The organism is Vibrio sp. Of7-15 (genome assembly GCF_022347565.1).
Lineage (GTDB): Bacteria > Pseudomonadota > Gammaproteobacteria > Enterobacterales > Vibrionaceae > NORP241.
This window is the reverse complement of sequence record NZ_JAKRGH010000005.1, coordinates 182,483-197,248: the sequence shown is the minus strand read 5'-3', so window position 1 is coordinate 197,248 and position 14,766 is coordinate 182,483. Positions and strand designations below refer to the sequence as shown.

The 14,766-nt window shown below is 42.1% G+C and carries 15 protein-coding genes; 6 read left to right on the top strand and 9 right to left on the bottom strand.

Features of this window, described 5'->3' with window-relative positions:
- The first annotated feature begins 21 nt into the window (after positions 1-21).
- From MHO82_RS08390 to trmL, 4 genes are all read left to right on the top strand, one after another.
- Positions 22-708, top strand: a complete 687-nt coding sequence (locus MHO82_RS08390) for a response regulator (protein WP_239183425.1) — start codon at positions 22-24, stop codon at positions 706-708.
- Positions 708-2,084 carry an envelope stress sensor histidine kinase CpxA gene (gene cpxA, locus MHO82_RS08385; protein WP_239183424.1) on the top strand — a complete coding sequence of 459 codons (1,377 nt, stop codon included), beginning with the start codon at positions 708-710 and terminating at the stop codon, positions 2,082-2,084. Before MHO82_RS08390 ends, cpxA begins: the two co-directional genes overlap by 1 nt.
- Positions 2,085-2,235: 151 nt before the next feature.
- A complete protein-coding gene (locus MHO82_RS08380; protein ID WP_239183423.1) occupies positions 2,236-2,844 on the top strand; it encodes a superoxide dismutase in 609 nt (202 codons plus the stop codon).
- A gap of 101 nt (positions 2,845-2,945) precedes the next feature.
- Positions 2,946-3,410: a tRNA (uridine(34)/cytosine(34)/5-carboxymethylaminomethyluridine(34)-2'-O)-methyltransferase TrmL gene (gene trmL, locus MHO82_RS08375; RefSeq protein ID WP_239183422.1), complete on the top strand. Its 465-nt coding sequence runs from the start codon at positions 2,946-2,948 to the stop codon at positions 3,408-3,410.
- A 71-nt stretch (positions 3,411-3,481) separates the two neighbouring features.
- Here trmL and cysE read toward each other — a convergent pair whose 3' ends face one another.
- The 4 genes from cysE to MHO82_RS08355 all read right to left on the bottom strand — a co-directional run bounded on the left by cysE (position 3,482) and on the right by MHO82_RS08355 (position 6,605).
- Complete coding sequence (gene cysE, locus MHO82_RS08370) at positions 3,482-4,303, bottom strand: serine O-acetyltransferase (protein WP_239183421.1); 822 nt, start codon at positions 4,301-4,303, stop codon at positions 3,482-3,484.
- 174 nt (positions 4,304-4,477) lie between these two features.
- Positions 4,478-5,503 (bottom strand): NAD(P)H-dependent glycerol-3-phosphate dehydrogenase, encoded by a 1,026-nt coding sequence (gene gpsA, locus MHO82_RS08365; protein WP_239183420.1) that lies wholly within the window; start codon positions 5,501-5,503, stop codon positions 4,478-4,480.
- Between the two features lie 38 nt (positions 5,504-5,541).
- A complete protein-coding gene (gene secB, locus MHO82_RS08360; RefSeq protein WP_239183419.1) occupies positions 5,542-6,015 on the bottom strand; it encodes a protein-export chaperone SecB in 474 nt (157 codons plus the stop codon).
- Between the two features lie 152 nt (positions 6,016-6,167).
- Entirely contained in the window at positions 6,168-6,605 is a 438-nt protein-coding gene (locus tag MHO82_RS08355; RefSeq protein WP_239183418.1) for a rhodanese-like domain-containing protein, read from the bottom strand.
- Positions 6,606-6,939: 334 nt separating this feature from the next.
- On the opposite strand from MHO82_RS08355, the gene gpmM reads away from it, so the two are divergent.
- Entirely contained in the window at positions 6,940-8,478 is a 1,539-nt protein-coding gene (gene gpmM, locus MHO82_RS08350; RefSeq protein ID WP_239183417.1) for a 2,3-bisphosphoglycerate-independent phosphoglycerate mutase, read from the top strand.
- A gap of 9 nt (positions 8,479-8,487) precedes the next feature.
- Positions 8,488-9,648 carry a peptidoglycan DD-metalloendopeptidase family protein gene (locus MHO82_RS08345; protein ID WP_239183416.1) on the top strand — a complete coding sequence of 387 codons (1,161 nt, stop codon included), beginning with the start codon at positions 8,488-8,490 and terminating at the stop codon, positions 9,646-9,648.
- A 132-nt stretch (positions 9,649-9,780) separates the two neighbouring features.
- On the opposite strand, the gene MHO82_RS08340 is transcribed toward MHO82_RS08345, so the two are convergent.
- The 5 genes from MHO82_RS08340 to rfbC all read right to left on the bottom strand — a co-directional run bounded on the left by MHO82_RS08340 (position 9,781) and on the right by rfbC (position 14,766).
- Positions 9,781-11,718 carry a nucleoside-diphosphate sugar epimerase/dehydratase gene (locus MHO82_RS08340; protein WP_239183415.1) on the bottom strand — a complete coding sequence of 646 codons (1,938 nt, stop codon included), beginning with the start codon at positions 11,716-11,718 and terminating at the stop codon, positions 9,781-9,783.
- A 135-nt stretch (positions 11,719-11,853) separates the two neighbouring features.
- Positions 11,854-12,408, bottom strand: coding sequence for a sugar transferase (locus MHO82_RS08335; RefSeq protein ID WP_239183414.1), 555 nt, complete (start codon positions 12,406-12,408; stop codon positions 11,854-11,856).
- Positions 12,405-13,322: an NAD-dependent epimerase/dehydratase family protein gene (locus MHO82_RS08330; RefSeq protein WP_239183413.1), complete on the bottom strand. Its 918-nt coding sequence runs from the start codon at positions 13,320-13,322 to the stop codon at positions 12,405-12,407. Before MHO82_RS08330 ends, MHO82_RS08335 begins: the two co-directional genes overlap by 4 nt.
- Positions 13,310-14,221, bottom strand: coding sequence for a glycosyltransferase (locus MHO82_RS08325; protein WP_239183412.1), 912 nt, complete (start codon positions 14,219-14,221; stop codon positions 13,310-13,312). The genes MHO82_RS08330 and MHO82_RS08325 overlap by 13 nt, the downstream gene beginning before the upstream one ends.
- Entirely contained in the window at positions 14,221-14,766 is a 546-nt protein-coding gene (gene rfbC / locus MHO82_RS08320) for a dTDP-4-dehydrorhamnose 3,5-epimerase (protein ID WP_239183411.1), read from the bottom strand. Before rfbC ends, MHO82_RS08325 begins: the two co-directional genes overlap by 1 nt.

Below are 14,766 nucleotides of genomic sequence, written 5' to 3'. Positions count from 1 at the left end.
TCAATAACCAGAGGCACAGTGATGGCAAAGATTTTATTAGTTGATGATGATGTTGAGCTAACTGCTCTGCTGAAAGATATTTTAGATATGGAAGGCTTTGAAGTAACCGAAGCCAATGATGGAGAAGCCGGGTTAGCAGCGGTCTCCGATGACATCGACCTCATCTTATTAGACGTTATGATGCCAAGAATGAATGGCATGGATATGCTGCGTAAATTACGTGAAAACCACCATACCCCCGTACTGATGTTAACGGCCAAGGGTGAAGAGATCGATCGTGTGATTGGTTTGGAGCTCGGCGCAGACGACTACTTACCAAAACCCTTTAGCGACCGCGAACTATTGGCTCGCATCCGCGCCATCCTACGTCGAACCGGCTCAACCACACAGGAAAACAATTCTGACAGCTTAACCTATCAAGACATTGAAGTGTTCCCAGGCAGACAAGAAGTGTACTGCAATAAGCAGCTGCTAGATTTAACCAGTACCGAAATCGCTTTATTGAGCTATTTTGTGCAAAACCCAGGGAAAGTTGTATCCAAAGAAGATCTCAGCCTCGATGTATTAGGAAAAAGGCTGGCTCCCTTTGATCGTGCCATTGATATGCACGTCTCTAACTTGCGTAAAAAACTCCCAGAAAAAAGTGATGGTAAACCACGTATAAAAACCCTACGTGGCCGAGGTTACTTATTTGTTGAGGAGGCCTAATGCGCCGACTTCGTTTTTTCTCAAGCTTATATGGCCGAATCTTTGCCATATTTTGGTTGACCTTATTACTGGTTTTACTCGCGGTGTTGGCCGCACCACACTTTGATCCTAGAGCTCAGCACACCATCGCACCAGAACACATTGCGCGCATGAAAGAAGCTGCGAACTCTATTTCAGAGCAATACCAAGGGCCGGGGGATATTTACCAAAAAGTTCAGCAGATTACGGAGCACAGCCACAAGAAAAAAGGCATGTTTAAGCTCTACTTTACCAGCAAAAAAGGTGAGCTTCTCAATAGCCAAGAACGTAACCGCAGTAAGGCGCTGCGCAACTTTATTACCGTCTCAGACGATCCCGTGCAGCCAAAACAAAAACTCTATGGCCGCTGGATGATGGCTGGGCCATTTGAAGTCAGACTGGCAGAGCAAGATGTTCTAATGTACGTCGGTCGACTATGGCGAGAGCCACCACCGTTTTTGATTAAGATTTTAGACAGGCCGTTCCAATTACTACTAGTAACCATGCTGGTGAGTACTCCCTTACTATTATGGCTAGCCTGGGCACTGAGCCAACCTGCCCGTCGGTTGCAACAAGCCGCGACTCGGGTTGCGCAAGGTCAGTTTGAAACAGACCCCAACTTAGAAAAAGGCACCAGTGAGTTTCGTCATGCTGGAGCCAGCTTTAATCAAATGGTGCAAGCACTGAACACCATGATTTCAGGTCAGCAACGATTACTGTCAGACATCTCGCATGAACTCAGATCCCCACTCACTCGACTGCGCATGGCAACCGCCCTTGCCACTCGCAAGCAAGGAGAAAGCAGCGAGCTTAGCCGTATTGATACTGAAGCTGAGCGATTAGAAAAAATGATTTCTGAGCTGCTAGAGCTATCGCGCATGCAAATCAATAGCCATCAAGACAGGCAAAAAATCGATGCCCATACCTTATGGTTTAACATTCTGGACGATGCTCAGTTTGAAGCTGAGCAATCAGGGAAAAAGCTCAGTTATTCCGAGCCAAAAACGTGGCCACTAATGGGTAACCCTAATCTACTCATGAGTGCGGTAGAAAATGTGATCCGTAATGCCATTCGCTACGGTAATGATCGCATCGAAGTAAACTTTAGTGAGCTTAATAACCAGTTAACCATCAGTGTTGATGACAACGGTGAAGGCGTGCCAGAAAGTGAACTAGAAGATATTTTCAGGCCTTTTTACCGTGTATCGACAGCTCGTGACCGAAGCAGTGGCGGCACAGGACTTGGCTTAGCCATTACTGAAAATGCCATTAGGCAACACAGTGGCACCATCGCAGCGTCAAAAAGCCCGCTCGGAGGGCTAAAAATGACCATCACTCTGCCTTTAAGCAACGATTAGTACGCTATCTTTTACATGATATGAATCACAAAAGAGCTCCGATTTGCATTGGTGGGCTCTTTTTTATGCACTGAATCCAAACCCCTGGATAAGACATGGTTGATATTGATAATTATTATCAATTAATATTGATGAAAACAGGGAGAACATCATGACACATACTTTTCCAGAACTACCTTATGCGTATGACGCACTAGAGCCTTATATTGATGCCAAAACAATGGAAGTGCATTACGGTAAACACCATCGCACTTACTACGATAAATTCATGACGTCGATTGCAGGCAGTGAACTAGAAACACAGTCGCTTGAAACCATTTTTTCATCCATTTCTACTCAACCACCAGCAGTACGAAACAATGGCGGCGGCTACTATAACCACATTCTGTATTGGCAGTGCATGTCGCCAAATGGCGGGGGCCATCCAACAGGCATGTTAGCCGAAGCCATCAACACTCACTTTGGTGACTTTGATAGCTTCAAACAAGCGTTCAGCGATGCGGCCGTCAATACTTTCGGCTCAGGCTTCGCGTGGCTTGTTGTAGTTGAAGGCCGCTTAGAAATCGCGTCAACAAGCAACCAAGATAACCCGCTCATGGACGTCAGCGCTGTGCAAGGCCAACCTATTTTGGCACTGGATGTATGGGAGCACGCTTACTACATCAGCTACCAGAACCGTCGCCCTGATTATATTGATGCTTGGTGGAACGTGGTAGATTGGGATGCCGTGGCTGATAACTTCCACAACGCCTTAAACTGATCCATGATCATTCGCTGAGATCCAAACCGATCTCAGCGAGCCTCTGCAATTTATAATGACTTGGGTATAATAGCGCCACCATACTTACCAAGATGATGATTATGTTTGATATTGCCCTATACGAGCCAGAGATTGCACCTAATACCGGTAACATTATCCGCCTATCGGCCAACTGTGGTGCGAGACTTCACTTAATTGAACCATTAGGATTTGATTTAGAAGAAAAGAAGCTGCGCCGAGCTGGATTGGACTATCATGATCTCACCCATGTAAAACGCCATAAAGATTTTGCATCATTTCTTCAATACGTCGAAGGACGCCGTATTTTCGCCTGCACAACCAAAACAACAGGCCATCATACAGACGCTAAGTTTGAACAAGGTGATGTACTGCTGTTTGGCCCAGAAACCCGTGGCCTGCCAGCAGACTTAATTGAAAGCTTACCAATGGAACAACGCATTCGTATTCCAATGATGCCAGACAGCCGCAGCCTGAATTTATCAAATGCAGTGGCTATTATTTCGTTTGAAGCATGGCGACAAATGGGTTTTAACGGCGCGGTATAAAAAGATCTTAAGCAGAGCAACAAACTCGTGCTCTGCTTCTTGAGCGGTTAAAACATACCTAATTGGTCATTTTAAATCCCATCGCCGCCAATGAAGGTTTGGGATCGCCCGTTAAACTGCTGGTCCATATCAAGCGATGGCTTATCAGTACTAGGACGACCAACAATTTTTGCTGGCACACCAGCTACTGTTGTATGCGGAGGAACAGCTTGAAGCACCACAGAGCACGAACCAATTTTCGCTCCCTCTCCTACTTCAATGTTTCCTAAAATTTTCGCACCGGCTCCAATCATGACACCTTCTCGGATCTTAGGGTGACGATCGCCGCACTCTTTACCCGTACCACCTAAAGTCACGTCTTGTAAGATGGAAACATCATCTTCAACCACCGCCGTTTCACCGATCACAATACCTGTTGCGTGATCAAACATGATCCCTTTACCTATCTTTGCAGCAGGGTGCACATCCACGTGGCAGGCCACTGAGATTTGATTCTGAAAATAGGTTGCTAAGGCAATACGTCCTTGCTTCCACAGCCAGTTTGCGACCCGATAACCTTGTAGGGCGTGATAGCCTTTAAGATACAGTAAAGGAATAGAGTACATCGCCACCGCAGGATCTCGATTCACTGTCGCACAAATATCACATGCCGCTGAATCCGTAATCGAACAATCCGATCCAAACGCTTCTTCAACAATTTCACGGACGGCCATAGCTGGCATAGAAGCAGTGGCTAATTTATTCGCGAGAATATAACTCAGCGCCGCAGCTAAGGTATCGTGCTTGATGATAGTAGCGTGGTAAAAACTGGCTAACATAGGCTCTTGTTCAGATTGCTCTCTCGCTTCCCGAACAATGGCTTGCCAGACTTTATGTTTTCGGCATTCCTTCACTGTCAGTAATCCTTGTTATCTCTTCATTGCTTATGTTTTATTATTTTAATCATTCGACACGAACCCAAATTCCGTCTGGGATATTATCGCTCTTTATAATCTACTCTGAATTATTGATAAAAACAAAAATGCGGACTCATCGCCCGCATTTTTAATATCAATCCACAACACAATTTACACTGATTCGTCTTTTTTATCGCGAGCCAATAAATCTTGTGCCGCTAAACGCACGTCTTTATCTTGATACAGTACTTGATAAATTTGCTCAACAATCGGCATTTCCACGCCCATACGCTCAGCTAATAACCACACTTCTTTGGTGTTACGGTAACCTTCAACTACCTGACCAATTTCCGTTTGTGCTGTATCAACATCTTTGCCCTGACCAAGCGCCAAACCAAAACGGCGATTACGAGATTGGTTATCAGTACACGTCAGCACCAAATCACCAAGACCAGCCATCCCCATAAAGGTTTCCGTTTGTGCACCAAGCGCGGCACCTAAACGGCACATTTCAGCAAGACCACGAGTAATGAGTGCCGTTCTTGCATTAGCACCAAAACCAATACCGTCAGACATACCCGCACCAATCGCAATAACGTTTTTAACCGCACCGCCCAACTGCATGCCCGTAAAGTCATTATTGGCATACACGCGGAACGTTTTGCTGCAATGGATTTTATCTTGCAGATCGCGCACAAACTGACTATCTGGAGAAGCAACAGAAATGGCTGTCGGCATACCTGAAGCCAGCTCTTTAGCAAACGTAGGTCCAGAAAGAACAGCTAACGAATATTGCTCACCCAACGCTTCTTTTGCCACTTCTTTTAGCAAGCGACCTGTTTCAGGCTCTAACCCCTTGGTTGCCCAACAGATACGAGAATCTGAACGAAGAAAAGGCTTTACATTTGTAAGCACTTCACCAAATACATGGCTTGGCACTACCACCAATAAATCTTGGCTTGCTTGAACCGCTTGCTCCAGATCAGAGGTCATGATTAAAGAAGGCGGAAAATCAATACCAGGTAAAAACGCTTCATTAGAACGATCGCTCTCAAGCTTGTTCATATGCTCTGGCTCATGGCCCCAAAGAAGCACCTTAGCACCATTACGCGCCAATGAAATCGCTAAAGAGGTGCCATAAGAGCCAGCACCTAATACCGTCATGGTAATGTCAGAATAGTCTGCGTGAGTGGTCATAAATACTCGTTATTCGCTTATCGGTAGCAACCTAGCAATTACGCTTCTGGCTGTGCTTCACCGTTTTCTTGAGTTTGGTTTTGTAGGTAGTTCATGAACAAAGCATCAAAGTTAACTGGCGCAAGGTTCAGTTGTGGGAACGTACCTTTAACAACTAGGCTAGAAATTGTTTCACGTGCGTATGGGAATAGGATGTTCGGGCAGAATGCACCTAGGCAATGCGCAAGTTGTGGTGCTTCCATGTTACCAACTGTGAAGATACCACCTTGTTGAACTTCACATAGGAATGCCGTTTCTTCTTCGTTTTTCACTGTTACTGTTAGACGAAGAACCACTTCGTAAACACCTTCGCCCAGTTCACGACTTTGCGTGTCTAGATCCAGCTTAACATCTGGGTTCCACTCTTTTTGGAACATGTTTGGTGAGTTCGGTGCTTCGAAAGACACGTCTTTAAGAAAGATACGTTGAATTGCAAAGTTCTGTTGGTTCTCTTGAGTTGCTGCTTCAGCCATAACGCTAAAATCCTTGTAATTAGAGTAAATTAATTGGCTACAGGTTAGCTTAGCTAATAAAACCTGCATGGGTGATCACCTGATTACGTGTAGGAAATCACACCAAATCCGATTGTTCGCTGACTTTTTATTCGTTTACTTCTAGTGTGGCGTTATTTTTTCTTACCACGAACCAAAGGCATATTGGCTTCATTCCAAGACACTAGGCCATTTTTAAGAAGGTTTACGTTTTCAAAGCCCGCTTTGTTTAGCAGGTTAGCACTCTCTTGCGCTGTCTGGCCTGTCTTACATACTACGATAATTGGGGTTGCTTTGCTTTTTTCAAGCTCACCGAACTTTTCTTCTTTAATTTCACTTGGCAAAATGTGAACTGCGCCCGCAATATGCCCACCTTTGAATTCATCTTTGCTGCGAATATCAACCACAATGCCATCTTCACGATTCATTAACTGAGTCGTTTCTGCTGGAGTGATCTCTTTGTAACCAGCCGTTTTTTGCTTAACGATGGACATAATCAAAGCAGCTAAAATACCAACCCAAACTAAAGAAAGAATCGGGTTCTGTGTAAAAAACTCAATGTACTGTTGCATATCTTCCGCTCTATACGCTATGGCCTAAAATAAAGGATTCTGAGTATACCGAAGCACGTTGGCAAGTACAGCGACAAAAGGTAATAACCCGCCTTGCTTCACTCTGTTTTCGCCTCAAAAAAAGCCATATTCCTGCTAAGAATCACATTCAAGACCACACAAAACACCAGTTGGTAGTAAACTTTAAACAGTTTGTTAAGTCTATTTTTGTAAAAAGGTAACAAACAGTTGCTCACTTTGTTTGATCTTACCCTACTGTTTAAGCTAAAAAGTGTAGTAAAATTACGCTAATTTAGATTTTTGATTACTATTTGATTTGACGAGAGGTCACACTATGTCAGCTAAGAAGCCTATGGCTCTAGTGATTCTTGACGGTTACGGTCACCGTGAAGACAACCAAGACAATGCAATTGCAAATGCAAAAACACCAGTAATGGATGGCTTAATTGCTAACAATCCAAATACGCTAATTTCAGCGTCTGGTATGGATGTTGGTTTACCTGATGGTCAAATGGGTAACTCCGAAGTAGGTCACACAAACATTGGTGCTGGTCGTGTTGTATACCAAGACTTAACTCGCATCACGAAATCTATCGCTGATGGTGAATTCCAACAAACTGAAGTGCTTGTTGCTGCCATGGACAAAGCCATCAACGCTGGCAAAGCGGTTCACATCATGGGCCTTATGTCACCAGGTGGCGTTCACTCTCATGAAGATCACATCTATGCTGCTGTTGAAATGGCAGCTGAGCGCGGCGCGGAAAAAATCTACCTACACTGCTTCCTAGACGGCCGTGACACGCCACCACGCAGCGCGGAAAACTCACTGCAACGCTTCCAAGATCTCTTTGCTAAATTAGGCAAAGGTCGTGTGGCTTCTCTTATCGGCCGCTACTACGCAATGGATCGCGATAACAACTGGGATCGCGTACAAAAATCTTACGAATTATTAACCGAAGCAAAAGCAGAATTTACGTTTGATACTGCCGTTGCTGGCCTTGAAGCTGCGTACTCTCGTGATGAAAACGATGAGTTTGTTCAAGCCACTGCAATCCAAGCAGAAGGCCAAGAATCTGCAGCGGTCGTTGATGGCGATGCGGTGATTTTCATGAACTACCGTGCTGACCGTGCTCGTGAAATCACTCGTGCTTTCGTAACTGACTTCGCAGGTTTTGAGCGTAACGTATTCCCAGCCGTTGATTTTGTGATGCTGACTCAATACGCAGCAGACATTCCTCTTCTGTGTGCCTTCCCACCTGCATCTTTAGAGAACACGTACGGTGAGTGGCTATCTAAAGAAGGTAAAACGCAGTTACGCATCTCTGAAACAGAAAAATACGCACACGTTACTTTCTTCTTCAATGGCGGTATTGAAGACGAATTCGAAGGTGAAGAGCGTCAACTAGTAGCGTCTCCAAAAGTAGCAACTTACGATCTACAACCTGAAATGAGCGCACCAGAGTTAACTGAAAAACTGGTTGCTGCCATCAAATCTGGTAAGTACGACACCATTGTTTGTAACTACCCGAATGGCGATATGGTTGGCCACACAGGTGTTTACGAGGCAGCAGTTAAAGCGTGTGAAGCCCTCGATGAGTGCATCGGTAAAGTCGTTGATGCCATTAACGAAGTTGACGGCCAACTGCTGATCACAGCGGATCACGGTAACGCAGAAATGATGATCAACCCTGAGACGGGTGGCGTTCACACTGCACATACTAACCTTCCTGTTCCTCTGATTTATGTAGGTAACAAAGAGTTAGAATTAAAAGAAGGCGGTAAGCTGTCTGATTTAGCACCAACCATGCTTGAGCTAACAGATACGAAAATCCCTGCAGAGATGACTGGTCAGGTGCTGTTCAATCTGAAATAATCTTCCCCTATGCGGGATACGATTATAAACCTACCAAGTTCTATCCGCGCCAGTGCCAAACGCACTGGCGCTTTGTTATGCCTTCTATTTGCAACCGTCCACAACCCAAGTTATGCAGCAGATGCAGAGCTCAGCGGTGTAAAACAAGAAATTTCACGTCAACAAGATCAGCTAAGCAGTAAAAAGAAACAACTAAATAAATTGCAAGGTGATCTAAAAAAACAAGAGCTGGCGATTTCGTCCACAGCCAAACAAATCCGCACCGCAGAAGCAAACCTACGTAATGTCAACGCAACGATCTCGGATCTTCAACAACAACAACAAGAATTAGAGCAACAACGTTTAGGGCAACTTGAACTACTAAAAGAGTTACTAACAACCCACTACCTCACCCAACGCAATAACAACTTGGCAAATGTTCTAAGTGGGAACGATGTAACCACAATGGAGAGAATGAACCAGTATTCTGGTCATCTAGCCAAAGCACGAGTCGCTATTGTTGCAGAGCTAGACTCCTTAACTGAACAATTAAAAGAAAAAGAACAAAGTCTTACTCACAAGAAATCAGAACAAAATGCTCTACTTGCCAAACGTAAAAAAGAAAAAAATAAGCTATTAACAGCTCAGAGTAAACGTAAAAAAACCGTCTCAAGCATTAAGAAAAACATCTCTGATGATAATTCCTACCTAAATGAATTACAGCAAAATGAAAAACGCTTAAAAACAGAAATTGCAAAAGCAGCCAAAATCCCGGCAGTACAAAAAGTGCCAATGGATGGGCTAGGAAAAAGAAAAGGCAAGTTGATCTGGCCACTCTCAGGCAAAACACTGCACAACTTTGGCACTAAGCAAACAGGCCGTTTAACCTGGAAAGGGATGGTGTTAAGCAGTGATTATGGAAAACCCGTAAAAGCGGTTTATTCTGGAAAAGTAGTGTTCGCAGATTATTTGCGAGGTTATGGCCTGTTGTTGCTTATTGACCACGGAAAAGGCGACATGACACTCTATGGTTACAACCAAAGCCTCATGAAACAAGAAGGTGAGCTAGTGCAAGCAGGTGAAACCATTGCATTGGCAGGTGATACTGGCGGACAAGATCAACCCTCACTGTACTTTGAGATCAGAAGAAACAGTAAAGCTCAAAACCCCAAAAAGTGGTTGAGGAAGTAATATCATCAGCCTTCTTGGAAGGCCATTTTGCAATGGCCTTCCAAAACACCATAATTCCTTCAATAATTCTAAATCTAGACGGTGGCATTTTGAGAAATCAATAAGAAAGAAGAGCATAGCTTTCCTTGCTCTTTAACCTGCCTTAGCTGAAGTATCTTGGCAAATTTCAGAAGCTTGTTTTCCTGCTTCTTTCCAAACTAAATCGCCTATTCCATCACTAGGGTTAAAACCAGTTGGCGTATCTAATAAAATACTCCTAATTTCTTCATGATCAAACTCATGACAAGCTTGATCTAACCTAGCTAAAACTTCTTCATATTCTTCATAAGATAAAAAGCTCTCATTGGCAGTCATAATTCGTTCGTGAGCTGTTTTTCCTACATTGTCTCCAATCAATAGCTCTTCAAACAGCTTCTCACCTGGGCGTAAACCTGTACATTGGATTTCAATATCACCATGAGGATTATCTTCAGACTTTACTTCCAAACCAGATAACTGAATGAGATTTTCAGCTAAATCGATAATTCTAACAGGCTCCCCCATATCCAATACAAAAACATCACCACCTTTACCCATAGCACCAGCCTGTATAACTAACTGCGCGGCTTCAGGTATTGTCATGAAATAGCGGATAATATCTGGGTGAGTGACTGTAATTGGTCCACCTTCTGCAATTTGGCGTTTAAATAATGGTATCACCGAGCCAGATGATCCTAGCACATTACCAAATCGAACCATGCAAAAGCGAGTTGCAGTATTTTCCGCTGCTAATGCTTGCAAGGCCAACTCAGCCATTCGTTTGGTTGTCCCCATTACATTTGTTGGCCGTACTGCTTTATCTGTAGAGATAAGAACAAAAGACTCAACTCCTGCTTCAATAGCAGCCTGAGCTGTATAATAAGTTCCGTAAATGTTATTACGAACACCTTCAACAACATTATACTCAACTAAAGGCACATGTTTGTAAGCAGCAGCATGATACAAGGTTTGTATTTGAAAGCTTTGCATAACCGCAGTTAGTCGATGTTTACGTTGTACAGATCCTAAAAGAGGAACGATTTCTATATCCAAATCGTTTTGAATAACATATTCAGATAACTCTTTATCTATTTGGTAAAGACCATATTCAGATAACTCAAACAATACTAGCTTTTTAGGTTGTTGATTGACAATCTGCCGACATAATTCGGAACCAATAGAGCCTCCTGCTCCAGTGACCATGACAACTTTATCTCGAATATTCGCTTCCATCAAAACCTGCTGAGGAGCAACCGAGTCTCGCCCCAACAAATCTTCGATCGGAACATCACGTAGTTCATCAATACTGGCATTACCACTGACAATATCACTCATACTCGGGACTGTAAGTACTTCAACAGGAAAAGGAACTAAACTATCAATAATTTGTTTTCGTTCAGCCCTACTAGCGCTTGGTAAAGCAAGTAAAACCTTATGAACATTACGCTTGTGAATAATCCCTTCTAGCTTATTAGGAGAATAAACTGACAGACCTTGAATAATAGTACTTTTTAAGGTTGGATCACTATCTATAAATGCTTGAACCTTATATGCTTCACTATGCCTGAGCGCAAGCGCAAGCTGCCTACCGGAACTTCCTGCACCATAAATAATAACTGACTCCATTCCCTTTGCATAAGATTTTGCCACTAAAACTCGAACAATTAATCGTGAGCCGCCACATAATAAGCATAAAAAAGCACCATAGATAATAGGTACTGTACGAGGCACATTAGCACTAAAGTAATACGACAGTAGAGCAACTGAAACCGCTGAAATTAACGCTCCAAGTGATACAACAAATAGCGCATGGAAAGTTAAGTATCGTAGTATTGCCCGATATAGGCCTAGACGAGTAAATACAAGTAAGGAAATAGTTAAAGTACCAGAAAATACATACCAACTTTCTTGATCATTAAAGGGTTCCATATTACCCAACCGAACCCAGTAAGCGATCCAGAATGCAATGGAGATAAAAAGTGTATCTATTGCCAGGCTAATCAGGCGTTTATAAATACGAGGAAGAGACCAAAAAAAATTTAGATGTTCCATAACTACTTCTATAATTAGCGAAAGTTAGTACTTTTAGTTTTAAAATATTAACATTCCCACCAACAAGATTCACATTAGCAAATCTGAGAACCTTCTTTTTTGAAAAAAGGAGTACATAGTGAAAATACAATAAACCTATTTACTCTTCACTGCATCACCAGAGCCACTGCCCGTAGCTGTCATGACTATATACTTGAAATAGTTTTTCAAATTTAATGTATCAATCATTTTCTTATCCGTTCTAGCTAGTAACTTAGGGGTAGACATATCTATATTTTGTACTTGGGACAAGCCAGTAATACCAGGTAAAACACCATATACACCTAATGCATCACGCTCTTTAATTAGCTCCTCTTGATTAAAAAGATTTGGACGAGGACCGACTAAACTCATTTCCCCTTTCAACACATTAACCAGTTGTGGCAACTCATCTATTTTTGTTTTACGAAGGAAAGTGCCTAGTTTTGTAATCGAAGAGTTACTTGCTAGATGACTAGCCACAGATTCTGTTTCCACTTTCATTGTTCGAAACTTTATCAACTTAAATGAGCGTTTATTTCTACCAACTCGATTCTGAACAAAAATAGGAGAACCAGTATCGAAGAAACCTAAAATTACTGTTATAAGTAAAATAGGCCATAGAAATAATAAGCCTAAAAAAGCGATACAAAAATCTAAAATACGAATCATTTTTTACTCACTGAAATATAAGACATGGCTTGCTCCATTGTATATGGCGCTCTCCACCCTAGCACCTCTTGCGTGCAAGAAGAATCAACTTCTAAATTACCAACTAATTGCTCAATCATTGTAGACTTACCCACCACCTTCGCGGCAAACCGCATCACTGCAACAGGTACTGGCAACTGAGTAATATTTTTACCTAAGCCTTTCGCAACAGCATTAGTAAACGTTTTAATAGATACAGACCCACCACTATCCGACGCTAAAAAAGTACGACCAGCAGCATCTGGATGTTTCGAACAAACAATAAGTAAATCAGCAAGGTTCTGTACTGCTATGAAGTTGCGTTTATTATTCACTATTCCAAATGGCAGACACGGAACCTTTTTTATTAAGTTAGATAACAAACCAAAATTACCCGGAGCATTAGCTCCATAAACTAAAGTAGGGCGAATAATTACTAACTGCATCCCAGTATCACGTGATATTTCCTTCAACCCAAGCTCCGCAGAGTACTTTGATTCTGCATATATATTATGAGGACTTGGGGAAGATTTAGAGGAAAATGGTGCATTAGTAGAGGGACCATTAACACCAATAGAACTTACAAATACAAAGCGCTTAACTCCAGCTTTGGCGGCTTCTCTTGCAAGATGTAGCGTACCATCGACATTAACTCTCTGATAATCTAATTTACCATATACATTAGAGTGAGCTAACCCCGCTAAGTGAATAATTGAACCAACATTTTCAAATGCACCGATCCAAGACGTTTTCCCATCCAGTTTATCAATTTGGAAAGCAGAATTAAAAAGAGCTAATTTACCACTACGAACTACTGGCTTTAGTAAGGTAGAACACTTTAAAACCTCTCGACCAACAAAACCACTGGCTCCTGTCACTAATGTTATGCTTTCCATAGAGTCAAACGCCTAATTGAAATAAGAGTTAATGCTATTGAAAAGTATATTTTTTCATTACACTTTCTTCGACAACGGGCCCCCATACATGCTAATTTAAGTAAACTAAAAGAGTCCCCTTTTTTTATCATCTGAATAGGTAGATCATTCTGTTCTAAAAAATCGGCCTGTTCTAAGACCTTAGAGAAAGCATCTCCTCTAAGAACCTTTTTAACTCTAGATACAATAGCCTTAAAGCCAGTATTTGCCCCGACTTCATTACTCTCATGTTGTCTATATAGCATTAACGGTTCAGAACCAATATACCAATTATATCCATTTGAACGGGCAAAGCTGTAACAAAACCAGTCATGCAACCACAGAGAATCTAACTCAAGTATTTTATTACTTAAGGCCTTTTTAATATCTAATGCCAAAGATTTTGTAAGTACAAATGTGCAGCCTGGGCCTGCAGATTCAAACAAATAGTCAAATTCAGATTGAGGAGAATCTTTAGCAATGAGTAGCTTTTTACCATCCTCCCAGAAAGCAGTTACATTGCCAGAATATGCATCAGCACCATTCTTTAACATCAATTGAATCGAACTATGAATCTTATTTTCCAACCAAATATCATCTTGGTCAGCAAAACTTACATAATCATATTTAGAAAAATCAACATCTAACAGTAAACGAAAAAAGTTTCGTCCTGCACTACCAAAACATTGTCCATAAGCCAGCATATGAATATTCGAATATCTATTCGTATATTCTTGAACTATCTCTAATGATTTATCCGTTGAACGGTCTAAACTAATATAAAGATCAATGTCTACATCCGACTGCGCTAAGATAGAATCAAATTGATCTTTTATATGAGCCTCGCCATTATAAGCAGCCAGTAGAATACAAACCTTCATCACAACTTAGGAGCCATATGTAAGCTAACACCACACGAGTCTTTTTCGGAAAGAGTTGGGGCTTGAGTGAATGGCCATTCAACTCCGATACTACTATCATCCCAAGCAATTGATACTTCGGCACTTGAGTTATAATAATCTGTACACTTATATACAAATTCAGCTTCATCACTGGTTACATAAAAACCATGAGCAAAACCTTCTGGCACCCAAAGTTGCCGCTTATTATCTGCCGAAAGAAATTCACCAACCCATTGGCCGTAAGTCGGCGAGTTTTTCCTTATATCAACGGCTACATCAAACACTTCACCAGAGATAACACGAACCAGTTTTCCTTGGGTGTTTTCTGTTTGATAATGCAGCCCCCGCAAAATTCCTTTTTTTGATTTTGAATGGTTATCTTGTACAAAAGATGTTGGCTTACCCGTTACAAGCTCTTCAAACTTCTTTTGCTGCCAGGTTTCCATAAAAAAGCCACGTTCATCACCAAACACTGTTGGTTCTATAATTTTTACAGCAGGAATTCTTGTATCTATCACTTTCAT